Here is a 25879-nt window from a genome sequence, read left to right on the forward strand (position 1 = left end):
GATTTACATGGTATGGTTAAATCAAATTCCTTCCCGAAAGAAAAAACACCAGCAGAAATATTGTGATAATACAGCATACGGATGTCGCCGCCACAATTTCTCCCGCCAGATCGCCGTTTCCTCCCATAGATTGTGCCATTGGAGCCGAGGCAACAGCGGTAGGAGAAGCAAAAATTGCCAGCACGGCCACCAGCGCATCCCCGCGGTATCCCATTGTAATTGCTGCGGACAGAGCGATAATCGGTACCACAATCAATTTCCCGATAACAGCAGTAAGCAAATATTTCCTGTGGCTTATCATACTTCCCAGAGACAGCATACCGCCCAGGGACATAAGCGCTAACGGCGTGGCGATATCACCCAATGTTGCCAAAGGCGCTTTCACGAATGCTGGAAAGGGAAGTTCAAACAACTTAAAAATACACCCAAAAATACCGGCATCCACCAATGGATTCTTAAAAATATTTATGATCATCTGCCCAATCCTCAAATCATTCTCCCTTTTCAGTTCAAACAAAATAACGGCCAGGATGTTGAATATTGGCACCACCAAAGCCGCCAGGGCCGCAACCAGCGCCAGGCCGCTCTCACCGCACAGTGAGGCCGCAACCACGTTCCCAAAAAGCACAAAATTGCTTCTGTAAATTCCCTGGATCATTGTGGCACAATCCGGCTTACTTTTTATGGAACGGCTAAGGGCAATCCACAAAACACAAAATTGTAAAAAAATAAATGTCACAGCAAATATAAATATACCAGGTCTCACCGCTTCTTTCAATTCGGCCTCATATATATTAAAAAATAATGTAAGCGGCATAAAAATACGGAACGTCATGCTGTTTAAAGCCTTAAAATTCTCCGCCGGAAAGATGCCCCGTTTCCGTACCATAAGCCCCACCGCCATATAAATCAAAAGCGGCAGCACTACCTTTGCCGCAAGCAAAAAATTATCCATCTGTCCGCTCTATACCTCCTACAAAACAAATGCCGATCTGTTAAATTCAAAACCTCCAAAGCAGATCAGGTTATATCCCTTGTCAACTTTGGAGGTATCATGTTTAATCCGTATTTTTTATAGGACCGGAAATTCTCTTAACGCCGACTTCCATACCGCTCTTTTATAGCAGCATCAATCTGACGAAAAATGTCCCTCAGCCTATTTTCTTACTAAATGTGAAGGCACGCCATTTACAAAAATCGGAAGAAGCTCGCCCATGATGAGCGGTCTTGCATACTTCTCATAGCCCTCGTTTAAGCCGCATCCGTCTTCCGTAATCCATTCCGCCGGAACAGGTCTTTCAACATTGGCAATTGCGTGAATATCATATGCGCTTGTGCCGCACTGATAAGGATCATCCCCATTTCTGTCCAAAGTAATCATCATGCCTGTCTTGCCTTCGTTTGCCGCTACAACCGCGTCATGTCCAACCTGAAACGCTTCATTGATATCGGTCAGAGAAGCAAGGTGGGTTGCCGCACGCTGCAGGGTTGAAAATTCAATCGCTCTGGTCTTTAATCCTGTTTCAGATGCAACCAGCTGTGCCAAATAAGCCGCCGTACCGGACATCTGCTTATGGCCAAATGCGTCTACCGCAACATTTTCGTTTGCCAGCTCGCATACATAACGGCCGTCTGCAATATGGATTCCCTCGGAAACTGCAATCACAACAGAAGATTTGGTTGCTGCCAAATGTTTTACCTTCTCCATGAAAGCGTCCATGTCAAATACTTTTTCAGGAAGGTAAATCGCATCAGCGCCGCTGCAGTCCTCTCCCTTTGCAAGAGCTGCTGCCGCAGTAAGCCATCCTGCATTACGGCCCATAATCTCTACGATACAGATAGTAGGCTTTTTCGCCCCAAAGGACTCGTTGTCGCGAATGATTTCTTTTAAGCTGGCTGCAATATATTTAGCCGCCGAACCATATCCGGGACAATGGTCCGTAACAGGAAGGTCATTGTCAATGGTCTTCGGCACACCCATGAATCTCTGTGTCTTGCCATGCGCCGCAGCATAATCAGATAACATTTTAACCGTATCCATAGAATCATTTCCGCCGGCATAAAACAGGCACTCAATATTATGCTTTTCCATGATTTCAAATACCTTTTCGTAAATGTCCTCATGGCCTTCAATCTTAGGCATCTTAAAACGGCAGGATCCTAAGAAAGCGGACGGAGTTCTCTTTAACAGTTCAATTCCCACAGGGTCATCTAAGTAGTCCTCAAGCTCAATCAGCTTGTCCTCTAAAAATCCCTCAATTCCATGCACCATTCCGTAAACTTTCTTTACGCCCAGCTTCTTTGCTGCTGCGTATACACCTGCTACAGATGAATTAATAACTGCCGTAGGCCCGCCGGACTGTCCAACAACAATATTACCTTTCATTTTTACCTCTCCTTTATTCTATTGTTTTCAAATTTTTCCATTGCATCTTGAAGTATAGCAGATTCCCTTTTTTCTGACAAGGGCCATTCCCCTTTTTACACTTCTTATTACAAAAAGGATGCAACGCAATAAATCCCATAAATCCCAAGCAGTGTGATTCCCTGAAGCCGTGAAGCTTTCTTTCTGACTAAAATAGGTACAAGCAGCACTGCCATAACAAGGCAGGAAAGGGGCATATCTACCACCACAGTTGAGCGCTCTAAAGGAATTCCTGCAATCGCCGAAGGAATTCCGATTACCAAAAGCATATTCAGAAGGTTTGCCCCAATCACATTGCCAAGACCCACATTGCCATAGCCTTTTATCAAAGACATTACGGAAGTCATCAGCTCCGGCAGGGATGTTCCAAGCGCTATAAAGGTAACTGCGATAACTCTCTGCGGCACGCCAACCGCCTCTGCAATCAGGATTCCGTTGTCCACCAAAAGATTTGCCCCCACAAAAAGGAAAACCGCACAGACAATCAGTATCACAAGTTGTAACGGAATGGAAATCCCATCCGCCGTATCTTTATCTTCTTCCCCAGCGCTGCTCTCGGCAGGAGCACGCACAACATTGATACATGCATAAACAATAAACAATATGAGCAGCACAATCCCAACAGGACGTCCAAAGGCCCCTGTTATGAAGCCGCACGCGGTTAGCAAAATAATTACAATAAAGTAGAATGCGCTGCGCCATGAAAGAGCGGATAGTTCCACCTGCTTTGACGGACGTATGGTCTGGGTCAGTCCCGCAATCAACGCCGTATTACAAATGATAGAACCAAAAGCATTTCCGGCAGCAATGGCTGCGGATCCGTCAAAAGCTGCCGTAGTGGAAACCAAAATCTCCGGCAGCGTGGTCCCAAGACTGACAACCGTAGCCCCCACCACAATCTGGGGGATCCCAAGTTTTTTAGCGATTGCCACAGCCGCGTCCACCAGCCTGTCACCGCCTAGACAAATAAGCACTAAACCTACTACAAACAAAATAACAGTTTTTACCATTTTCTCATCCTTTCTTCCTTAGTATTCCTCATTTTGTTGTACTAATTCAATTGATAATGTTTTGAGCCGCCGTTCACAACAAACGTCATCTCGCTTCGCGAGTCGGTTTATTGTAACAAACGCATACTTCGTAAGTCAGCTTATCATAACAAAAAAGACTTCTGACCCACAAATTATGTGTGTCAAAAGTCTCGTACTTCCATTTTATAGCGGAAGTGTTAAGCCACGGCTTATCACCGGAGATTGTTGGCCCAACCCTTTTTACTACTCCCTTTCAACTTATGAAAACTTTACCAGAAAAATGGAAATATGTCAAACATAAAAGTCAAAAACTTTCTTACTGACTTTGCAATAAATGCAAAATCCAAGGCCGAATCATTAGGAAACAATACTACTGATGCATACTGCATTTCCCAAAATCGAGGTCTGTATTGGAACCTCCTTTCGTTCCAATACATCAAATGACGTCTTAACGATTCCGCTTTTTTCATTATCATTTTCACTGTTCTCAATATCGTCCGTTGCGCAAATAGCTGTATCTCTCCCCCATGCAGCGTACCTTTTCAGTACATTTTTATCCGGCAAATTATGCATGCGGTATACAGTGTGGTCTTTGCCAGCGCAGGAGATGCAATGCCTAATTCATTGAATCTATCTATCAGAAAACCTGCAGTTTGAGATGCGTGATGTGGTATTTTTATGTAATCAATTCACTCTTTTATAAAAAAAACAATCTACTATCGTGGCTCAATTCTAAATCATCTGCGGTTAGGGGGCAGATTTTCTCTCGATTAAATTTACATATTTTTACGGCCTTTGCAGTAACTGCAAAGGCCTAGACCGAATCATTGCAAAATATTTTTTTCACATATACCGCACATTTAAGAAAATGATTTCTAATCCTCATCCTCTCACAGACGCAACCACAACACCCACCTTTTCATCCGCCGCCTCTCCTGCCGGGTTGATTATGTATTCCTCCACACAAGCCGAAATAATAAAAGTTTCCGCATAGTGCACTTCAAAGGGTTCAAAAGCGCCGCTGTAGCTTTCGATCACAGCCTTTTCCCCTTCCACCACATTCAGTACATGCTCCACATGGATGGGTCTTGGAATCCCGTCCAGCCCTACCCGCCCTCAATCCTACCGGGTGATAAGGCGCACGCCAACACCAATCACCAGCACCACGTCCTCCATCGTCTTCTCTATCCTGCTCTTAACCTCTTTCAGCTTTTCTTCTATAAAGCAATCCGCAAGCTTTTTATGGCACATAAATCCAAACACCCTGTCATCCGTTAAATTTGTATTTTTAGACAAAAAAATAACCTTGAAAGATTGAATCCCCCCTTCAAGGTATCTGCCATGCGGAATGAGGGACTCGAACCCTCACGGTCGCCCACAAGAACCTAAATCTTGCATGTCTGCCAATTCCATCAATTCCGCCTATTTCATCCGGATAACCAGACTTAAAAATTACGTATTCTATCTTACCATTCCAAGAATTTGCTGTCAACTTCTCCACATAAAAAATTTTAATCTTCCGGTATTATCTTCTAACCTTTCAAACAAGTAAAGCCATCTGCTCCTACGCCAATTTGCACACATCCACCCAGCCTTCCTCATCGGCATACCTTTCCATCTCCTCTATTGTAAGTTCAATCGCACTGTTGCTGCTGCCGCAGGCAGGAAACACTGTCTCAAATCGTTTTATGGATTCATCCAGATAGACCTTCACCCCTTGGTTAACCGCAAAGGGACAAACCCCTCCAACCGCATGTCCCACCAAAAGCGTCACTTTGTCCGGCGAGAGCATCTTCGCTTTTGTGCCAAACTTCTTTTTATATTTGGCATTGTCAATTTTCACATCCCCGGCAGCCACCACCAAAATTGCCTTTCCTTCCACCATAAAGGAAAGCGTTTTTGCAATTCTTTGAGGCTCGCATCCAAGTGCCTGGGCTGCCAGAGCGACCGTTGCACTGGATACCTCAAATTCCTGAATCCTATCTTCCATTCCATATTTTCTAAAATATTCTCTTACCTTATCAATTGCCACAGCTTCCTTCCTCCTTACCTTTACCATGATTGGCTGCCTGATCCGCAAAAGCTTCCAAATAAACACGCACCGACCGACTCATCTCTCTTGCAAAATCCGAATTGTATTTCCGCTCGCAAAAACACCTGCTCCACTCCTCGAAGCTTACACTCTGGCATTTCTTATCAAACATCCTGCGCAGCTCATCACTGCTTTTACGCCGGTAGCCGTTCTCTTGCACAATATCCTCTAACCGGCACCGCACCGGCTTTTGGCGCTCCTGCTGCTGGTCTGTGGGATAGCCGAACACTAGCATAGCCGCTGGAAAAACATATTCCGGCAGATTCAAAAGCTCCCGGTGCACCTCACAATTTTCCATAATATCCCCAATATAGCAGGAACCAATTCCCATGCTTTGGGCCGCCGTAACAGCATTTTGCGCCGCTATGTTTGTATCTGACACTGCAAGCATTAAATCCCCTGCACCAGGCCTTCTCGGCGTACATCCGCCCTCTAAGAAAACATCATACCATTTTTGCAAATCCGCACAAAATACAAGCACCATTTTCGCCTTTGCAATAAAAGGCTGGTGGTCACAGGTTACGGAAAGCTTCTTTTTCAGCTCCTCATCCGTAATGTCAAGAATCGTATAGAGCTGCTGGTTTCCTGCCGTAGGCGCCGCCATTGCCGCATACAAGATTTCCTTTTTCTCCTTTGAAGTAATTTCCTGATCTGTAAAAACACGTACCGATTTCCTTCTGTGCAAATCCCGTATTATCTCATTCATTTGTACAATCCTCCATTCTCTCAAGTTCTTACTTACATCATCGGAAATATCTGCACAACGTTATTTTCCGCTATCGTATAATTTCCGTGTTCTTTCCGACATCGCATTTGATAAGTAAAATACCGTCCTTAATTTTATTATAAATCATATTTTTAAATCCTTACCCTCTCCAAATATCATGCTTTTACTTATTTTAGAAAAATATAATTTACCCGTCAAGCGGTTATTCCTATTAATTATAGAAATAACTGCCAAATAGTAACAGTTTGGTCTTCATATTTGCTGTTACGCCACACGCTCATTTGAAAATATTTAGGGTTGCCTTTCACCTGCAACATCTCTATAATGAATAGATATAATGATGAAAAAATAAAATTGTTTTTATAAAAAAAACTGATATAATGTTAAATAAGCCATCATAAATTTGGCTTATTTCTACCATTGTCCGCGAATAAAAGATTTACAGGAGGAAAACATATGGATATCCAGGATAAGATGGGGAACCGTACAAGACATTTTTTAATCGGAAGCTTTACTCTCCTTCTGGTTATAAGCGCCAGTGCGTTTTTATGTTTGGGATACTATATGAGCAATGTAAGCCGGAAAGCCATTGACAAAGTGGGCAGTCTGTATATGGAAGGCATAAATAAGCAGATTTCCGCACATTTCCGGACACTTATGACTCTGAAATTGGAGCAGGCCGAAACGGTCGTAGAGGTAGTTTCGGCAAACCATGACAATGCCAATGAATTATACGAAGAATTAATCTACCGAATCCATGTCAGGAATTTTAATTATCTGGCGTTATGCTCTGAAAGCGGCGACCTGGAAATGCTTTACGGAGAGCCGATATACCTTGCTGATCCTGAGCCATTTTTTGAATCTTTAGAAAACAACGAAAAAAAGATTGCAATAGGCAAGGATGAATCTGGTAATGAGGTGGTTTTGTTCGGTATTAACGCAGACTACCCTATGAAAAACGGGGAACAGTGCATGGCATTAATTGCCGCCCTTCCTATAGAATACATTAGCGAAATGCTTGATACGGACGAAGTCGATGAACTGGTGTACACACATATTATCCGAAAGGACGGAAGTTTTATTTCAAGCGCTCTAAGCAACGACTATTCGGATTATTTTTCCAGTCTTTATGAAAGATATCCGGAGGATTCCCGTGAAACTATAGACGCTTATATCGAAGCTCTCACTACAGCCATGCAAAACAAAGAAGATTATTCTGCTATTCTGGAGCTGGGAGGAAACAGAGAACTGATATATTCCACCTTACTGCCTTACTCAGAATGGCACCTGATTATTGTTCTCCCCTTCGGTCCTTTAAACCAAACAGTAGAAAACTTAAACTTAAATACAACAGCCGCTACTATATTAGTCTTTGCGCTTATTCTTCTTATGCTGTTGTTTATCTTCTATATTTATTACAAACTGAGCTGCCAACAGCTTATTGCTTTGGATGCGGCGCGGCAAGAGGCCCTTTTGGCAAATAAGGCTAAAAGTGAGTTTCTCTCGAATATGAGCCACGATATTCGTACTCCAATGAACGCAATCGTAGGCATGACGGCAATCGCAACTACACACATTGATGATATTGAGCATGTACAGCACTGCCTTAAGAAAATAGCATTGTCCGGCAAACACCTGCTTGGACTTATCAATGATGTATTGGATATGTCAAAAATAGAAAGCGGCAAATTGACCTTAACTGCAGAACGAATCTCCCTGCGAGAAATATCCGATGCACTGGTCAGCATTGTGCAACCTCAGATTAAAAACAAAAATCAAAACTTTAATGTACATATTGATAATATAATAGCAGAAGATGTATATTGTGACAGCGTACGTTTGAATCAGATTCTCCTGAATCTGCTCTCTAATGCCATTAAATACACACAGGAGGGTGGAACCGTTCAGTTGTCCCTGTACCAGGAAGACATAACGCTGCCAGAAAAAGAAAACTATGTTCGAACCCATATTAAGGTGAAAGATAATGGAATCGGCATGGCGCCCGAATTTATAGAACGTATTTTCGATTCCTATTCCAGAGCGGACAGTAAACGCGTACAAAAAACGGAGGGCGCCGGACTAGGCATGGCCATTACAAAATATATTGTAAATGCCATGAACGGAACCATTACCGTGGAAAGCACCCTGAATAAAGGTACTGAATTTCACGTAATTTTAGATCTGGAAAAGGCCTTAGGGCAGGAAATGGATATGCTTCTTCCCCCCTGGAAGATACTGGTGGTAGATGATGACGAGATGTTATGCCGCACAGCAATAGAAACTCTGGAATCCATTGGCATACATGCAGATTGGACACAAAGCGGAAATAAAGCAATCCAAATGGTAACGGCCCATCATCAGATGCATGATGAATATCAAATTGTTCTTTTGGATTGGAAACTTCCTGAACAGGACGGCATTACAATTGCCAAACAAATGCTGCAAATCACGGATATACCCATTATTCTGATTTCAGCATATGACTGGGGTGAATTTGAAGCAGAGGCCAAGGCTGCCGGCATTACCGGTTTTATTTCAAAGCCATTATTTAAATCAACTTTGTTCTACGGCTTAAAGAAATATATGAATATATCGGAAGCCCAGGACAGCTCAAATGTAGACATGGATTTAGCCGGTCATAATATATTAGTTGCGGAAGATAATGATTTAAACTGGGAAATCTTAAGTGAACTGCTTTCTGATTTCGGCCTGAAGCTTGATTGGGCCGAAAACGGACAAATTTGTTTCGAAATGTTTAAGTCCTCTGAACCGGGATATTATGCTGCAATTCTAATGGATATTCGAATGCCTGTTATGAATGGCATAGAAGCTACACTGGCAATCCGCGCATCAGACCATCAGGATGCCCAAAGTATTCCGATTATCGCCATGACAGCGGATGCTTTTTCTGAGGATGTGCAACGGTGTTTGGACAGCGGAATGAATGCCCATACTGCCAAACCGGTTAATCTTGATGAGGTACTTTCATTGTTAAAGAAATTCATTTTAAACCACTAAATCAAATTATCAAAACACTGCTGTTCTTGAGATAAAGAAAGGGCCGATGTGCAATCACCAAAATACGTGATTACACATCGGCCCTTCCTTTTATTCCTAATTTGTGTTATACTTTTCTTAAAGTCTATCATTCTTTGGTTGCGCTGTGCGGCTCATAGCTCTTACCGGAAGAATGAGCGGCTTTTATTGTGTTAAACAAAAATTTATTTGTAAAAGGAGTGACAGAAAAGTGACACAAAAGCAAACGGACGCTCATGCCAGCCATGAAGTAAAGCGAAGTCTGAATGGAAGGATTTTGAAAAGCACTACACTTAACATCCTCCTATTGGTGGTCATATGTTGTGTTATTATGGCCCTCTCCATGCAATCCCTTGCCAACAATATTTTGTTGGATAGTCTTCAGCCAATGGCTCGACAGTCAGCTAAAACAGTGGAGGCTAACATCCATATGCTGGCGGACCGTATGATGACCATCGCCGATGATCCAAGAATGCGTACGGTAAGCGCCGCAGGAAGTGGAAATGGAGCAGATATCTCTTTGCCGGATGCCCCATCAACGGAAGAAAACCGCATGTCAGTACTGGAAGAAGCAGCGGAGATTTATGAGCTTTACACAATCGCCCTATATGACCTGGATGGACAGCTGGTGCAGGGAATTGATGGCGCCATGATGAAATTGGACAGTAATTTTTTTGCTCTCTTAAAGGAAACAGACAATCTGACTACCTATTCCTCCACCATCTATCAGGATAATCTTGGCATAATGATGGGTATGCCGGTGAAAGAAGATGGCGAGACCATCCTGTATGTGGTGGGTGTCTACAAATATGACACTATCAATGATGTAATCAGCAGCATCAATTTAGGAAAAACCGGCATGGCCTATATGGTTAACCGGGACGGCATTGTTACCGGCCATCCAAACCAGTCTCTGGTCCTTAACAAAAATTCATTGGTTCAGCTCAGTGATGGTAATCAGGACGCCGCGGACCGTGTAACCACCGGCGAAACAGGTGCAACGGAATTTTCAATTGATGGTAAAAAAATGCTGGTGGCTTTCTCTCCCATCCGTGGTACCCAGTGGTCACTGGTGATCCAAATTCCTAAATCGGATTACGCAAGTTTAATTTATGGGGCAATGCTTGTATCAGTTCTGGCGACTTTGGCAATTCTGGTCGTTTCCATTTTACTGGTTCTGCGCCTGTCCCGCTCTATCTCCCATCCCGTTAAGAGCGTAACAGACCGGATGATAGCTCTTTCCAATGGGGACCTTCACACAGATGTACTTCCCATTCACACTGGAGATGAGCTGGAAGTCATGACGCAGACCCTGGACGCTACCTTAGAAAGCGTAAATCTGTACATATCGGATATCCAGCAGGTGTTGAACCATGTTGCGGAAGGTGATCTGCGCACCGAACCCCAGGTGGATTACAAGGGCGACTTTGAGTTAATTCGTGGCAGCCTGCACACCATTACTGAATCCATGAACGAAACCTTACTTGGATTCCGCGCTGCCGCTGCCCGTCTTACGGATATGGCGGCACAGTTGAACGAGCAGTCCACACAGCTGCATCAGGCATCTTTAGAGCAGAACCATTCCACTGAAGAACTGGTCCACGAAGTAACCCATGTGAAAGAGCGGCTGGCTGATGTCACCAATAGCAGTGACCAGACCCGTTCCCAGACAGAAGAAATCACCCGATGTATTCAAATTGCCAATACACAGATGGCTGACCTTTCCTCCGCTATGGACAACATAAGCGCCAATGCGCAGCAAATTACGAAAATTGCAAAGGACATTGAGGATATTGCATTCCAAACCAATATACTAACTCTTAACGCTTCTGTGGAGGCCGCCCGTGCCGGATCTGCCGGAAAAGGCTTTGCAGTTGTGGCTGAGGAAGTAAAGCAGCTGGCTGCCAAGAGCACAAAGGCTGCTCAGCGCGCTACGGATATGGTAAACAGCACCAAAGCAATTATCCAAACCGGCGTGGCGCTGACCGCAGACACCGCAGATTCCCTGCGCGCTATTTCAGAGGTCTCTACGCAAATCAGCGCTATTTCAGACCAACTGTCAGTAGCGATACAGGGCCAGGAGGCGGCTTTATCTGTTATGGAGGAACGAATTGATACTATTTCAGGTATTGCGGACCGCAACCTGCAAAACGCCGGGGAGACAGAGCAGTCCAGTGGATCTTTGGCGTTAGAAGCCGAGGCGCTGCAATCCCAGGTACAAAAATTTATATTGAAGGAGAAAAGCGATACATGAAACGAATGATTACCACGCTTCTAAGCCTGTTATTAGCCACTTTACTGCTGACAGCCTGCAGTGGCCAGGCAGAGCTTCAGGACGGCTATTACACCGCTCAGGCGTCCGAATTTAATTTTGGCTGGAAGGAATATATCACCATTTTGGTGAAAGGCGGAACCATTGTCTCCGTAGAGTACAATGCAGAAAATCCCAGCGGCTTCATCAAAAGCTGGGATAACGCCTATATGCAGACAATGCTTCACAGCAACGGCACCTACCCTAATGAGTACACCCGCGATTATGCCAGCCAGCTTTTGGAGGCGCAAAGTGAAACCGGTATCGATGCAATCAGCGGAGCAAGTTCTTCCCATGGGTCATTTCAACTGCTGGCTCACGCTGTGTTAGAACAGGCCCGGCGAGGGGATTCCAGCATAGTGCTGGTGGATACCAACACCCATTAAGCCCGGATAAAACTTTTTAAAACGCTTTTGAAAAGGCGGATTTAAGTAAGTTCACTTAAATCCGCCTTATCATTTCATTCAGGACATCCAATAATGGCATCCCTTATCTTCTATAAATCTACTGCCTACACTCAATTATTCTGCAACTTCCGCTTCCGCATTATCTGCCTCTGCGTTATCAGCATTATCTGCCTCTGCGTTATCAGCATTATCTGCCTCTGCGTTATCAGCATTATCCGCACCGGCACCATCTGCGATATCTGCATACATGAAGTACCAATAACCGTAAGGTGAATGCCAGGAGCCTGTAATCTTGTCACTCTGTAACCAGAAGTCATTGTAGTAAGCTACAGGAATACATCCGGTTTCTTCCATAAGGATATCTTCTGCTGTGTGCAGCGCTTCGGAACGCTCTTTCGCATCAAGTGTGGTTCTGGATGTCTCCATAGCCGCATCATAATCTGCATTATTGAAGTTACCGTCATTGTTTCCGTTGGTGGAATATAACAGGTCTAACATGTTGGAAGGATCGCTGTAATCGCCAACCCAGCCATTACGAGCAGAATCATAATCACCGTTACGGCGCATAGGTGTGAAGCTTGCCCACTCTACGATATCTACCGTAAGGTCAATACCAAGTTCTCCCCAAGCCTGCTGTAAGTACTCAGCTACAACTCTGTGATAGCCTGCATCGTTTGTTGAATAGGAAATGGAAGGGAATCCTTCGCCATCCGGATAACCTGCATCAGCAAGAAGCTGTTTTGCTTCCTCTAAGTTAGCTTCATAATTTGTAACATCAATGTAAGGCTGACCGCCGTTTGCATTATCTATGAACTGGCTGCCATCTGTGTCAATCCAGCCGGGGCCCATGAAGTTGCTTGCTGCTGAGTATGTACCCTGCATCAAGGTACCTGCCACATATTCACGGTCAATTGCAAGGCTTAATGCCTTACGTACCTTCGGATCATTAAAAGGCTCTCTTTCTGTGTTAACACTTAAGTAATAAGTTCCGATAATCGGATCAACGTAAAAATCAGCATTACCGCTTAAGGAAGGAATTTCTTCCGTAGGTACATCCTTGATGAAAAGAACTTCACCGGTCTGGTAAGCGCTGTAAGAAGCATTGGCATCCTCAATCAGGTTCCACTTGATGCCGTCAAGCTTGATAGCATCCGCATTCCAGTAGTTAGGATTCTTGCTCATAAGGATATAGGAACCAGGTACCCACTCTGATACATAGAAAGGACCATTGGAAATATATGTTTCAGCTGAAGTTGCCCATGCATCACCGTTTGCTTCGATTGTTGCCTGCTGTACAGGGCTTAAAGTAGCAAATGCTGCAAGGCTGCCGAAATAGGAGCAGGGAGCGCTTAAAGTAACAACCAGTGTCTGGTCATCTTCCGCCACTACCTGAAGGGCATCTAAATCGCCTTCAATTGCCTGATCATAACCCACAACCATAGCTAATACTGTTTCAGCATAAGGAGCTGCTACCATAGGATCGCATACTCTCTTCCAGCTGTATACGAAATCATTTGCCGTAAGGTCAGTTCCGTCAGACCACTTTAATCCTTCTCTCAAATGGAAAGTCCATGTAAGACCATCCTCGCTTGTCTCCCAGCTTTCTGCCTGTCCGGGAGCCAGCTTGCCATCCTCATCTACTGTCAAAAGACACTCAAAGGAATGAAGCAGCATATTGCCGCCGTCTACCGCGCTGTTAAGCGCCGGATCAATTGTCTCAGGGTCAGGTCCTACCTGTACGGAAAGAATCTTCTCTCCGCTTGCCGCAGCAGGAGCTTCTGCGCTCTCACCACTATCGTCTGTGCTGCCAGTTGCATCTGCGCCGTCATCCGTGCTCTGCTCCGCATCTGTGCTGCCGGCTCCATCGCTGCTTCCGGAATTACCGCCGCCACAGGCTGTCAGTCCGAAAACCATAGTAACTGCCAACATAAGGGCGATTACTCTTTTCTTCATAATTTTTCCTCCTCTTTTCATTTTTTATTTAACAAATATAGACCTTTTAACGTCTATATTGGTTTACCACATTTTATTCACCTTGTCAATATGAATCATTATCCAAACGGAAAACCGGATATCGTTCAACTTTCGGCTTCCCCCGTTACGAAACCGGATATCAGTTCACTCTGTCAATGTGATGACAGGCCACGTAATGGTTATTTTCCGCCTCCCGCCACTTAGGGATCTCCTGCGCGCACTGCTCATCCGCATAAGGGCATCTGGTGCGGAACCGGCACCCTGAAGGGGGATTTAAGGGGCTGGGCACATCTCCCTCAAGCACAATACGCTTGCTTGCCTTAGCCGCCTTAGGATCCGCAATGGGGATAGCGGATATAAGACTCTTTGTATATGGATGCAGGGGCTGGGTAATCAGCTCATAGCTGTCCGCCAGCTCCACCATCCTGCCCAAATACATAACGCCAATCCTGTTGGAAATATGCTTCACGGCGGAAAGGTCATGGGCAATAAACAGGTAAGTAAGCCCCATCTCCGCCTGTAAATCCTCAAACATGTTGATGACCTGGGCCTGAATGGAAACATCCAGGGCGGAAATCGGTTCATCACAGACAATAAATTCCGGCTTCACTGCAAGCGCTCTTGCAATTCCCACTCTCTGGCGCTGTCCGCCGGAAAACTCGTGGGGATACCGGTTTGCATGCTCCGAATTAAGCCCCACCCGCTGCAGCATCTCTATAATCAATTCATATCTTTCCTGCTTATTTGCCGCCATTTTATGGACATCAATGGCCTCCCCCACAATATCGCCCACCGTCATGCGCGGATCGAGACTGGCATAAGGGTCCTGGAATACAATCTGCATTCTTTTGCGGTAGGGCAGCATATGGGTGTAAATCTTCTTTTCCACGTCAAAGATTACATCCCCGTCAAAAACAAATCTTCCTCCTGTGGGCTCATAAAGCCGGAGCAAGGTACGTCCTGTGGTGGTTTTTCCGCAGCCGGATTCACCTACAAGTCCTAATGTTTCGCCTTTTTCAATGGTAAAGGAGACATCATCTACGGCCTGGATATATTTTTTATTTTTGCCGTAGCCGCCCCCTGGAAAATACTGTTGTAAATGCTCAACCTGAACTAATGTTTCACTCATTTGCGGCTCCTTTCTCCATTTCTTCCTTCTGATTCAGCCAGCACTGGGTATAATGGACTTCCCCAAAATTGGTAACAGGAGGCATTTCCCTTAAGCATATCTTCATACATGCTTCACATCTGGGCGCAAAAGGACATCCCTTGGGCGGATTTAAAAGGTCAACCGGCGTTCCCTCAATGGGAATCAGCCTTTCATGTTCCTTGGTATCAATTCTGGGTATGGAACGAATCAATCCTCTGGTGTATTGATGCCTGGGATTATAAAAAATGTCATCGGCCGTGCCGTACTCTATGACTTTTCCGGCATACATAACCGCAATCCTCTCGCACATGCTTGCCACCACCCCAAGGTCGTGGGTAATCATGATAATCGCCATGCCAAGCTTTTCCTTAAGTTCCATCATCAACTCTAGAATCTGCGCCTGGATAGTAACATCAAGGGCAGTTGTCGGTTCGTCCGCAATCAAAAGCTTAGGCTCACAGGCAAGCGCGATGGCAATCATAACACGCTGCCGCATACCCCCTGAAAGTTCATGTGGATACTGTTTTAACCTTTTTAAAGGCTCATTGATACCTACCAGCTCAAGGAGCTCCTTAGCTCTTTCCTTTGCCTGGGCCTTATTTTTATCCGTATGAAGCAGAATTGCCTCCATAATTTGGTTTCCAATTGTGTAAACCGGATTCAGGCTGGTCATAGGGTCCTGGAAAATAATAGAAATTTCATTTCCTCTTATTTTACGCATTTCCTTATCGCTCATCTGGTCGATCTGATGTCCGTTAAACATAAGGCTGCCGCCAATCAGCTTGCCCGGATGAGCCGTAAGTCCCATAAGACTATAGGCTGTTACGGATTTGCCGGAGCCGCTCTCGCCTACGATTCCCAGCACTTCCCCCTCTTTCAAATGAATGGAGACGTCATTTAGCGCCTTTACCTCCCCTACGGGAGTGAAAAAAGAAAGCCGCTCATTTTTTATATCAACAAGATATTCTGACATAAATTTCCTCATTTCCGCAGGGTGAACCTTGTTCACCTTTGCTTTATTTGCACATTTCAGGTTTACAGACCCACTGCATCCACAAACCTGTAAGTAGAATCTAATTTTTTAATTTAGGGTCAAAAGCATCCCGAAGCCCATCACCTAACAGGTTAAAGCTTAATATGATCAAGCTAATCAAAAGTGCCGGAATAAACAGAAGATAGGGATATGTATTCATTCCGTTGATTGCATCGCTCGCAAGACTTCCAAGGGAGGGAAGGGGAACCGCAACGCCCATACCCAGGAAACTTAAGAAACTTTCCGTAAAAATGGAGGAAGGAATCTGTAATGTAGTGGTAACAATCAATGTTCCGATACAGTTTGTAAGCAAATGTCTTTTGATGATCTTTGCATTGCCCACTCCAAGAGCCCTTGCCGCCGTAACATATTCGCTTTCCTTTAACATAAGCACCTGGCTTCTGACCATTCTCGCCATACCTACCCAGTACAAAAGAGCAAACACTACGAAAATACTAATCAGATTCTCCCCTACTATGCCAACCCAGCCAAACCCGGGCACCGTTTTAAGATTCCCAAGAGGGGCCTTAAGCGCAAAGGATAAAAGAACGATCAGCAAAATATCAGGCACCGTGTAAATAATATCTACAATACGCATCATAATAAGGTCCACCCATCCGCCAAAAAACGCCGCAATGGAACCATAGGCCGAACCGATGATCAAAATAATGCCGGTTGCAATCAAACCTACCAGAAGGGAAATACGGCTCCCCATCATAACACGAATCGCGTAATCCCGTCCCATCTTATCCGTCCCAAAAATATGAGGAAAAACCTTTTCTCCCGCATCAATTCTGGCCTGTTCTTCTTCCGAGTACTGCATGGGCCTTAAGTTATTTGCACCTTTCATCTGCTCCTTATAGCTATAAGGGTAAAAGGCAGGTACGATAAAGGAAAAAATCATGACCAAAATAATCACCGCAATACTTACCATGGCCACCTTGTTCTTTACAAGACGGCGCATACCGTCCTTCCAGAAACTTACGCTTTCCCGCATGATAACCTGGCTCTGCTTTTCTTCTTCCGTTGCAGGCAGGAAATCCTCAGGGTTAAGTTTTAATTGAAAGCTGATTGGATTCTGTTTCATATTCGCCTTAAACTCCTTACTTTAATTTAATTCTGGGATCTACAAACTTATAAACAATATCAACCACCACATTCATAATAACGATTAAGGTTGCAAGGAAAATCGTAGTCCCCATAATCAGGGTATAATCACGTCCATTGATAGCGGTGATAAATTCTCCCCCAAGCCCCGGAATGGTAAAAATCTTCTCTACCACAAAACTACCTGTCACCGTGTAGGCCAGCATTGGTCCCACATATGTGATAACCGGCAAAATAGCGTTTCTGAGAGCATGTTTAAATAAAATGAAAAATCCCGCTACGCCTTTTGCCTTGGCCGTACGCATATAATCCTGTCCCAAAACGTCTAACATGGAGGAACGCATCAATCTCATAATATAAGCCGTAGGATAAAAGGATAATGCCATGACAGGCATAACAAAATGTTTCCAGGAAGACAGCCCCACCGTAGGGAGCAGCATTAATTTAACACCAAAGAAATAAAGAAGCAGTGTGCATATAACGAAACTTGGAACTGCAATACCACAGGTAGCTACTACACTGATCAAACTGTCAAGAAATTTTCCTCTTTTAAGCGCCGCAATACATCCTAACGGGATTCCAAGAAGCAGGGCCACACACACTGTAAGGCCTCCCACTCTGGCCGATACGGGGAATTTCATCTTGATAATGTCCATTACCGTACGTCCACGCTGTTTTAAACTGTCCCCAAAGTCCCCATGCAGCGCATCCCCTATGTAAGTTAAGTACCGCTGGAACAAAGGTTTATCCAGTCCATACTTGGCCTCCAAAGCTGCCGTTGCCTGAGGGCTGATCGCCTTTTCCGAAAGGAACGGCCCGCCCGGAACCATATTCATCAGAAAAAACGTAATGGTCGCAACCGCCCAAATTGTGACAATTGCAAGACCGACTCTTTTTGCAATATACTTTGCCATACTTACACCCCTTAAATCAATATTAAAAAGAAAGAACCATAGTGTTTCATTCCGTCAAACTCCATCGTCCCTTCCCTTCATAGCTCTAATACTTTACCACTTTAACAAAAAACTACCTTATTTGTCAATTCTATATTAAAATTTTTCTGCAAAATTTGTTACCATTTTGTAACATTTTTATTCTTTTTGCAATAAATTTCATATTTTCATCTAAAATTATTCTTTAATTCGTACCATCTATGGTATTTATCAACTTTCTGTCAAATGCCGTTGCTCCGTCAGTCAGCTTATTGCAAAAAAATGGCGGAGCATCTATCACAACACTCCGCCTGATATCTAATCATTTTGAACTTCATACGCCCGCCATCAGGGCAGCTTATTACAAGCCAAAACCATTAAAATCCCTTCCACATAATTTCCATCTTTTAACCTGAAAAAATTGGGCCGTCTGCCATAAGTCACAAAGCCTAAGGATTCATAAAGACCTATAGCGGAAACATTGTCCGCCACCACTTCCAGTTCAATCTGAACATATCCCGCCTCCTTTGCGAAGCTTAACAGCTCCGTCATAAGGCTGCGGCCAATCCCCTGCCCCCATACATCCTTTAAAAGGGCAATGCCAATGGAAGCCCTGTGCCGTATTTTTTGTTTCTCGCCCACACTGCTAAGGCTGGCGCCTCCCACCAGTTTATCGTCATCATATACGGAAATCATCATACTTCTCTCATCTTCCAAAAAATGCTTTATAAAATCCGCTTCTTCTTCTATACTCATATCCATTTCTTCCGGATAACTAAGTCCACGCTCCGTCTCCTGCGCGGTTTTCTTTAAATATGCGAGCATAATCCCGGCATCTTCTTCCCGGGGACTTCGCAGCAGATATTGATTTCCATTCTTTGATTGAAATGCTTTTTCCTGAAACTCCATTTACCGCCCTGCCTTTCTTTTTTACTCCGGTTTCCAAATTGCTCCGGCTCTCCTGCACTTTTTCCCTGCCTGTTTATAAGCTTTCCACCAATTTTTAAGGTGCACAAATGTTGACAAAATGTCTGCTTTTTCAGGCGCGGACCACCACCTGGCCGGTGCATTCCATAACAGGGTCTTCCCGCACAATCTCTCCCACGCTGTCCACTGTGATGATACCGGACCTGGGATTTTTAATAGAGATAACATGGCCTCGCACATCCGCCTCCACATCAGAATACTCAAAGGATAAATCCGTTCCTTCCATCTGGCAGTTTATAAGCTTCAGGTTCTTACAATAACATAAGGGCTGGGTTCCGATTATCCTGCAGTTGATCAGCGTAAGCCCCTCCGAGAACCATCCAAGGTACTCTCCTTTCACAATACTGTCACGTACCGTCACATTCTTGCTGTGCCAGAAGGCATCCTTTGTGTCCAAATCGCAGTCGTCAATCCCAAGATTTTCCACGTATTGGAAGGAATATTTACCCTGCATCTTTACGCCGCAAAGCTTCACATTCCGGCTGTCTAAAAAAAGATACTCAGACGTAATATCCGTATCCACAAGGGAAATATCCTCCGATTTCCATCCGAACTCCGGCGAAACAATCTGACAGCGTTCTAACCGTATTTTGGCACATTCCCGCACGGCTTTAATTCCGTTTAAGGTACTGTCCGTAATGATTCCATCCTCCGCATACCAGATGGCCGCCCGGGCCGTATCATCCATGACGGATTTTTCCATGGTAAATTTCTTTACATGCCAAAGGGGATAGCGCAAAGAAAAATGGCACTCTTTTATCCCAACATCCCTGGCTTCTTTCAGGGCGGATTCCCCATCTGCCGGACCCGCAAAACTGCAGTTTGCCACATCCGTATCCTGCAGGTGATATAATGCGCGTTCCTCATCAAATTGTTTTTTTGTAATCATTTCTCTCATCATTCTATATCCTCCTCTAAAATATAATCCCTGCTGCTTTTCTTTTTCCAAATGTACCGTAAAGTCCATGGCAATTCCGCCTGCCCGAACTGTTACAATTACCTGCCATCATAAATTGTCAGATGCAAGGAAACACCAGTCATAACCTTCAAAAATAAGCGTTTCCTTTCCATCCATAAACATATCGTTCCGGGAAATATCCTTCAGGGAAACATCAAACCAATCTCTGACTTCCCTGACAGTTTTCCTGCCTTCTTCAATCTGTACATTTACATTTGACTGCACCAGCATAAATCTGATGAATGCCTCTTTGTCAAACTCATATTCTAATGTGTACATCTTCCGGTTATTTAAGGCAAATCCATAAGATAAAGTCATTTCCTGCGTCCATACATTTTCTTTTCTTGGCGGCTTTGGAAACTCTTTCAAATACCTATCATACCACCATCTTGTGTAGGCGTCCTTTCCTTTCATCTTATCCGTAATCCAGAAATCATAAATAATGAGAAATCCCTTTTCCCGCATAAGGGGCCTTAAATTTGTCAAAAACCTTTTTTCATCTACCCAGTTTACTACCCCGGCCGCAGTTACCACATCAAAGCTCTGGTCCGGTGCTTTGATATCTTCCGCGCTGCTCTGTAAAAAGGTGTAAGCCTCATCCTTGTATATAGCCTTTGCCGCCTTTATCATTTCATTGGAACTATCTACTCCCGTCACTTTATCGCACACAAGTCTCAACGCTTTCGTGGACAGACCTGCGCCGCACCCTACATCCAGTCCATTTCGGAAATTTTCGCTTATATGTAAGTCCTCTCTTATGCGCTCTATAACCTGCCTGTGGAGAAAGGGCCTGTCATTTGCATAGCCTTCCGCTATTCTCTGGTAGTCAAAAGACTTTCCCTCCATACTCTATTCCTCCATCTTTCCCATACACAGTTTCCAATTCATTTCTTTATTTTATGGGCTGTGATAACTGTATAGCTGTATGCATTTATCGTTATAATACAGTTGTCTATATTTACATACCAGTTCTTCCCATTCCTTTCAATAACAGCATTGGAAGAATCGATTTTAGTCTTACACCAACCAACCACATCGTCTGTGTCCAGGGATAAATTTCTTTTTATCCGCACCACACCCAGCTCCGTTGTATGCAGTTTATCTAAATTCTCTCGCAGTTCGCTGCCTGTATTCATTTTAACAACCTCCATGTTTCCAATTCTGTCAAGTTTGCAACTAAAAGAAAGAGAAATACAGTACTTAAGCTGTATTTCTCTCTCTTTTCATTCATGCCGGCGACCGGAATCGAACCGGTACGGGAGATTAGTCCCGCAGGATTTTAAGTCCTGTGCGTCTGCCAGTTCCGCCACGCCGGCAAGTCAATAGAACGCCATCTCGTTTACCAAGACAACTTACCAATTCATAATTGACTCGTGGGACCTATAGGGCTCGAACCTATGACCCTCTGCTTGTAAGGCAGATGCTCTCCCAGCTGAGCTAAGATCCCAATCTTTTTTATTAAAACGACCCGGATGGGGTTCGAACCCACGACCTCCGCCGTGACAGGGCGGCGCTCTAACCAGCTGAGCCACCAGGCCAAATATCAATCAAATATGAAATTGTCGAGTGGACCTTCGGGGACTCGAACCCAGGACCGACCGGTTATGAGCCGGTTGCTCTAACCAACTGAGCTAAAGGTCCATATACTCTGTCAAATGACTCCGACGGGAATCGAACCCGTGTTACCGCCGTGAAAGGGCGATGTCTTAACCGCTTGACCACGGAGCCATAAAAGCGGGTGATGGGAATCGAACCCACGTGTCCAGCTTGGAAGGCTGGTGTTCTACCATTGAACTACACCCGCAAATCTTATACATTTGCCAATCGGGGTGACAGGATTCGAACCTGCGACCTCCTGGTCCCAAACCAGGCGCTCTAGCCAAGCTGAGCCACACCCCGCTGGTTTCCTGCCGCTCTCTCTACAGCACAAAATATATTATAAAATAGGACTTTGCTTCTGTCAATATAAAAATTAATTAATTTACAGAAGCCGAATTTTATATCGTTACTATTCACGGTCTGGGAGTCGCTCATAGTAACATTCAGAACGATATTCCAAGTTTCGCTTCGTAAAAATCGCCCCTCACACCTGGGAATCACGTTCTCACGGAATACGCAGTAAATGCACATTCCTGACCCGGAAAAGTAACTTTATATTAATATCGCGCAAAACGGGGGGGGCTTATCTACCACCTCCCATCCCACCATGTTCCATCGTTCCCATGGCCTCAAGCGACAGCCCGAACGCATCTACCAGAGAATCTCGATCCTCTGCCTGCCCCTGGGATGTTGCCGGTATCACCCCGGTAAGCTGGCCGCTGACGCTTTCAGCCCGCAGCAGGCAAAACTCCTTCAATGCGTCACAGCCCGCCTCAAATTCTTCATAGCTGCAAAACTTCGTTGGGTCTTTTTCCACATAAGGTGCAATCAGCTCTTTTACCTCCCCAATCATTTCCTCGAAGCGCCCACTGGTAAAATAGCTGTCTATCCACTCGGCAAAATACTGGTGATACATTTCCATATATTCTTCCTCATTAAAAATCCATGCAATCATAGGCCTTGATTCAATACTGTCGCCCGATACGGGACTGTCAATGGGATAATTCACCATACTCTCCGCATCAGCATGATTTTGGAATCCGCCAAAAGCAAGGTTATAATCCCAGGGAATCATGGACAGTTTTCCATCTTTTTCATATAAATAATAGTTGTGTATCAAAGAGCCTGTGTAGCTGTCAAAATTACAGACAAAATTGTGCACCACAAAATATTTTATAACTGCATCCACATCCACAACGCTTTCGATTTCTTCTCCCTGTGAAAGTTTTTTCAGGGAGGTAATCAAACGATCTTTATCCGTATCCGATATCTCCGTTTTAGCATTATCAAAGATATTTTGGTAGCTGTCGTATGAATCGTCAGAATAAATCAGCGCAACGTCCTCGCTGCCAAGTCCCATACCCATGCCGCCGCGGTTTCCGCCTTCCGGGCCTCTTTCCTCCAGCGGAGCATTCTCCGGCATTTGAGGCATCTGCCCTTCGCCTGAGTCTCTTTTTGGGGCAAATCCTCCTTCCGACCTTTCCTGAAATTCCCTATCTTGTGGAAATTCCCTGTCTTCTAAAAATTCTCTGTCTCTATCTCTGTCTCCAAAATCACCTTCTGAATCCTGCTGATTCTCAGGGATAGGCAAATCCGCTCTCCTTTCCATCCCTTCCGGGAATCCAATTTCTTCTTCCAAAAGCTCTCGCTGCTTCTCCATATCAAATTTACCGCCGTTTCCCCGGCCGCCGCCCATATCCATGCTGTCAGGCTTATAAAGTTCCCCGTAATCATTTCCATAGTTACGCGCAAGAAAACTTTCCTCTACGCCCTCTACCGCCAGATAAAGCCCCCATTCTTCTCCGTTTACCGTAATATAAACATAGCTGCAAAGAGGCGCTGCCACACCGGCATCACGCATCATTTGGTAGGTAAGGTAATCCTTTATATAGGTATTGTCCTGAATGATGTTATTCAGACTGATCTTATCAAGCCCATGATAAGTCTTTCCGCTCTCATAGCAGTCAAATTCCAGTTTAAAACTGTAACGGTCATTTCCATAAGAGGCAACCGACCTTAAGGAAGTGTTGCCCTTTGCGCGGATACCTACATTTTTATATGCTTCATTGTCAATCACTACTGCACACGCCGTGTATTCCTCATTCTCACAGGTATCTAAAAAGCCTTCCCAATCATCCATCACAATATCAATCGTATGAACCTTGGATGTGTCAAATAGTTTGAGCGCATACCCGGCCTCGGCCATAACGGACTGAACGCCCAGTTTTCCGGCATTCACAAAGAAAACTGTAAGGAGCAGCGCCAGTACCATCGCTATGCAGCATATTTTATCGATATGTTTGTGTGTTGACATACTAATCCCTCATCCTTGCCAGTGCCCTCAAATTTGGGCGAAAGCACAAATTATTTCATAGTTACATTGCTATCCCATATACTCTCCACTATAGCTGACAAGCACCGCACTGCTTACGCCATCCATTTCCGCCAGCTCATTCATAAAATCTGTATTATCCTCTTTCATACGAATTTCCAAATTAAGCTCAATTCTTTCTTTTTGCACAGTTTTACTTTTCACCACGCAGCGCTGTACTTTGCCCTTTAAAAATTCCACCGCCTGCTGCTCGCTTTCATGTCTTTCACAGGCAAGCACTACTATGTAGGGATTTAATTGTGGCTTCCGATTCACAAACACCAGCAGAACAATGCCAATACCAAGACTTCCCACCACCGCAAGGGGAATCATACCGGCTGCAAGCACAATGCCAACTGCAATCGCCCAAAACAAGAAGGCAATATCCAGCGGTTCCTTGATCGCTGTCCTGAAACGTACTATGGATAATGCACCTACCATACCAAGAGACAATACCACGTTAGAAGTAACCGCAAGGATCACCACCGTTGTAATCATAGTGAGGGCAATGAGTGTCACACCGAAGCTGGAGGAGTACATAACCCCGGAAAAAGTTTTCTTATAAACCAAGAAAATAAACATTCCCAGCCCAAACGCCAAAACAAGTGCCAAAACCATATCAAAAATACTCACGCTGTTCATATTTTCTAAAAAACCCGATTTAAAAATATCATGAAATGTCATCTTTTTATCCTTTCTTTTTCTTCCTATATATAGAATGGTTTGTTACAATACGACTCGCATACCCTTTCCATATAAACCGCCTGTTCCATCCCTGCTCAAATAGCAGCTATCCATAAAAGCGGCAGCTGCTTCTATCACAATTACCCACATAATACTCACCCGTAAATCCGACAGGCCGCATATTTGGAAAAAGCGCCTGCCCGCCGTCCTGTAAGCTGTACCGCATCACGAATAATATCCGGCAAAAATGCATCCCATTTCACTTCCATAATCATAATCTGATCCCCAGCCGAAATCGTCACGCAGTCAGGATTTAAGAAATCTGTCCACCCTATTCCGGTTCTGATATTGTAGTCCAGCGTAACACGAACATTTCCCGGCGCATACACAAATGGCTCTCTGGTGTAATCCACAATGGTTTTTGGCGCAAGCCCTTCTGTCCGCATCTTGTGATAAAGCTCCACCACCAGTGCATAAGGACTATGAGCCATAAAGCCGTAATCTCCACACAGAATTTTTTGAACGTCTTCTTTTGTAAGCAAGGCACTTTCCTTACTGGTAAGTCCATTGCATTTTCTCTTTTTTTCTAAATGAATCACTGAAGCATCTCCATTATAATAACGGATGCGGAATTTTTCACGCATATTTACTCCGTCAATTTTTTCCCGCAGTGCTTTATCCGTCAAATTGTCAAAATACAGACTCCTGATTTCATATATATATCTGTGTATCCCAGGCCTTCCTGAAATATCAGGCAGACAGATCATCTGTGCGTGCGGATCCGGTTTTGTCACGGTCATCAGACGCTGCCTTACAACTGCCGCATCCGAAGTATTAATTTCATGCTTCCACTCATGCCGAAAATTTGCCATCCAATTCTTTCCTTTCCCACAAGAGTATGTTACTACCGCCTCACACCGCAGCTCAATTTAAAATGCACCAATAACGTTCAGACAGACCTGTGCATTTCTTCGCAAAACGTGAGAGGATGATTCAGGTGCGTAAAACCAGTCTTGTTGGCTTTATGTAAAATTTTATCTATTGATTTCCGCTCG

At 44.4% G+C, this 25879-nt stretch carries 22 protein-coding genes and 8 tRNA genes; 3 read left to right on the top strand and 27 right to left on the bottom strand.

The window, feature by feature from the left end; genetic code table 11:
- Positions 1-16: 16 nt before the first annotated feature.
- The 8 genes from D5281_RS07420 to D5281_RS07455 form a co-directional block, all read right to left on the bottom strand.
- Positions 17-955 carry an AEC family transporter gene (locus D5281_RS07420; RefSeq protein ID WP_160559534.1) on the bottom strand — a complete coding sequence of 313 codons (939 nt, stop codon included), beginning with the start codon at positions 953-955 and terminating at the stop codon, positions 17-19.
- A gap of 201 nt (positions 956-1156) precedes the next feature.
- On the bottom strand, positions 1157-2386 hold the full coding sequence (locus D5281_RS07425; RefSeq protein ID WP_160559535.1) for a 6-phosphofructokinase: 1230 nt from the start codon (positions 2384-2386) through the stop codon (positions 1157-1159).
- 107 nt (positions 2387-2493) lie between these two features.
- Complete coding sequence (locus D5281_RS07430; protein ID WP_160559536.1) at positions 2494-3435, bottom strand: calcium/sodium antiporter; 942 nt, start codon at positions 3433-3435, stop codon at positions 2494-2496.
- A 903-nt stretch (positions 3436-4338) separates the two neighbouring features.
- Complete coding sequence (locus D5281_RS07435) at positions 4339-4533, bottom strand: hypothetical protein (RefSeq protein WP_160559537.1); 195 nt, start codon at positions 4531-4533, stop codon at positions 4339-4341.
- A 45-nt stretch (positions 4534-4578) separates the two neighbouring features.
- On the bottom strand, positions 4579-4752 hold the full coding sequence (locus tag D5281_RS07440) for a hypothetical protein (RefSeq protein WP_160559538.1): 174 nt from the start codon (positions 4750-4752) through the stop codon (positions 4579-4581).
- A gap of 46 nt (positions 4753-4798) precedes the next feature.
- Positions 4799-4878, bottom strand: a tRNA-Leu gene (locus tag D5281_RS07445).
- Positions 4879-5020: 142 nt separating this feature from the next.
- Positions 5021-5446, bottom strand: coding sequence for a YbaK/EbsC family protein (locus tag D5281_RS07450; RefSeq protein ID WP_277935235.1), 426 nt, complete (start codon positions 5444-5446; stop codon positions 5021-5023).
- A gap of 31 nt (positions 5447-5477) precedes the next feature.
- Positions 5478-6254 carry a nitroreductase family protein gene (locus D5281_RS07455; RefSeq protein ID WP_160559540.1) on the bottom strand — a complete coding sequence of 259 codons (777 nt, stop codon included), beginning with the start codon at positions 6252-6254 and terminating at the stop codon, positions 5478-5480.
- A gap of 477 nt (positions 6255-6731) precedes the next feature.
- Between D5281_RS07455 and D5281_RS07460 the strand changes: the two genes are divergently transcribed.
- The 3 genes from D5281_RS07460 (at position 6732) to D5281_RS07470 (ending at position 12008) form a co-directional block, all read left to right on the top strand.
- Entirely contained in the window at positions 6732-9293 is a 2562-nt protein-coding gene (locus D5281_RS07460) for a hybrid sensor histidine kinase/response regulator (protein ID WP_160559541.1), read from the top strand.
- Between the two features lie 229 nt (positions 9294-9522).
- Positions 9523-11565, top strand: a complete 2043-nt coding sequence (locus D5281_RS07465; RefSeq protein ID WP_330584878.1) for a methyl-accepting chemotaxis protein — start codon at positions 9523-9525, stop codon at positions 11563-11565.
- The gene (locus D5281_RS07470; RefSeq protein WP_160559543.1) at positions 11562-12008 is read left to right on the top strand and encodes an FMN-binding protein; all 447 of its coding nucleotides are present in this window, start codon (positions 11562-11564) and stop codon (positions 12006-12008) included. The genes D5281_RS07465 and D5281_RS07470 overlap by 4 nt, the downstream gene beginning before the upstream one ends.
- A gap of 135 nt (positions 12009-12143) precedes the next feature.
- Here the strand turns inward: D5281_RS07470 and D5281_RS07475 are convergent, their stop codons facing one another.
- The 19 genes from D5281_RS07475 to D5281_RS07565 form a co-directional block, all read right to left on the bottom strand.
- Positions 12144-13982 (bottom strand): peptide ABC transporter substrate-binding protein, encoded by a 1839-nt coding sequence (locus D5281_RS07475; protein WP_277935230.1) that lies wholly within the window; start codon positions 13980-13982, stop codon positions 12144-12146.
- 160 nt (positions 13983-14142) lie between these two features.
- The gene (locus D5281_RS07480; RefSeq protein ID WP_160559544.1) at positions 14143-15132 is read right to left on the bottom strand and encodes an ABC transporter ATP-binding protein; all 990 of its coding nucleotides are present in this window, start codon (positions 15130-15132) and stop codon (positions 14143-14145) included.
- Positions 15125-16126 carry an ABC transporter ATP-binding protein gene (locus D5281_RS07485; protein WP_160559545.1) on the bottom strand — a complete coding sequence of 334 codons (1002 nt, stop codon included), beginning with the start codon at positions 16124-16126 and terminating at the stop codon, positions 15125-15127. The genes D5281_RS07480 and D5281_RS07485 overlap by 8 nt, the downstream gene beginning before the upstream one ends.
- A gap of 100 nt (positions 16127-16226) precedes the next feature.
- Entirely contained in the window at positions 16227-17273 is a 1047-nt protein-coding gene (locus D5281_RS07490; RefSeq protein ID WP_160559546.1) for an ABC transporter permease, read from the bottom strand.
- 16 nt (positions 17274-17289) lie between these two features.
- On the bottom strand, positions 17290-18207 hold the full coding sequence (locus D5281_RS07495) for an ABC transporter permease (protein WP_160559547.1): 918 nt from the start codon (positions 18205-18207) through the stop codon (positions 17290-17292).
- Positions 18208-18573: 366 nt separating this feature from the next.
- The gene (locus D5281_RS07500) at positions 18574-19134 is read right to left on the bottom strand and encodes a GNAT family N-acetyltransferase (RefSeq protein ID WP_160559548.1); all 561 of its coding nucleotides are present in this window, start codon (positions 19132-19134) and stop codon (positions 18574-18576) included.
- Between the two features lie 130 nt (positions 19135-19264).
- Complete coding sequence (locus D5281_RS07505) at positions 19265-20179, bottom strand: DUF3737 family protein (protein WP_330584879.1); 915 nt, start codon at positions 20177-20179, stop codon at positions 19265-19267.
- A gap of 39 nt (positions 20180-20218) precedes the next feature.
- Positions 20219-21016, bottom strand: coding sequence for a class I SAM-dependent methyltransferase (locus tag D5281_RS07510; protein ID WP_160559549.1), 798 nt, complete (start codon positions 21014-21016; stop codon positions 20219-20221).
- Between the two features lie 38 nt (positions 21017-21054).
- The gene (locus D5281_RS07515; protein WP_160559550.1) at positions 21055-21306 is read right to left on the bottom strand and encodes a DUF3781 domain-containing protein; all 252 of its coding nucleotides are present in this window, start codon (positions 21304-21306) and stop codon (positions 21055-21057) included.
- A 94-nt stretch (positions 21307-21400) separates the two neighbouring features.
- Positions 21401-21486 (bottom strand) — tRNA-Leu (locus D5281_RS07520).
- Positions 21487-21544: 58 nt separating this feature from the next.
- Positions 21545-21617, bottom strand: a tRNA-Val gene (locus tag D5281_RS07525).
- 17 nt (positions 21618-21634) lie between these two features.
- Positions 21635-21708, bottom strand: a tRNA-Asp gene (locus D5281_RS07530).
- Positions 21709-21737: 29 nt separating this feature from the next.
- A tRNA-Ile gene (locus D5281_RS07535) sits at positions 21738-21811 on the bottom strand.
- Between the two features lie 15 nt (positions 21812-21826).
- Positions 21827-21898, bottom strand: a tRNA-Glu gene (locus D5281_RS07540).
- Between the two features lie 5 nt (positions 21899-21903).
- Positions 21904-21974 (bottom strand) — tRNA-Gly (locus D5281_RS07545).
- A gap of 20 nt (positions 21975-21994) precedes the next feature.
- A tRNA-Pro gene (locus D5281_RS07550) sits at positions 21995-22069 on the bottom strand.
- Positions 22070-22352: 283 nt separating this feature from the next.
- The gene (locus D5281_RS07555) at positions 22353-24083 is read right to left on the bottom strand and encodes a CotH kinase family protein (protein ID WP_160559551.1); all 1731 of its coding nucleotides are present in this window, start codon (positions 24081-24083) and stop codon (positions 22353-22355) included.
- 69 nt (positions 24084-24152) lie between these two features.
- Complete coding sequence (locus D5281_RS07560; protein ID WP_160559552.1) at positions 24153-24824, bottom strand: DUF4956 domain-containing protein; 672 nt, start codon at positions 24822-24824, stop codon at positions 24153-24155.
- Positions 24825-24979: 155 nt separating this feature from the next.
- Positions 24980-25696 carry a polyphosphate polymerase domain-containing protein gene (locus D5281_RS07565; RefSeq protein WP_160559553.1) on the bottom strand — a complete coding sequence of 239 codons (717 nt, stop codon included), beginning with the start codon at positions 25694-25696 and terminating at the stop codon, positions 24980-24982.
- Between the last annotated feature and the right edge of the window lie 183 nt (positions 25697-25879).

Origin of the sequence: Parablautia muri (genome assembly GCF_009917485.1) — a bacterium.
Classification (GTDB): domain Bacteria; phylum Bacillota; class Clostridia; order Lachnospirales; family Lachnospiraceae; genus Suilimivivens; species Suilimivivens muri.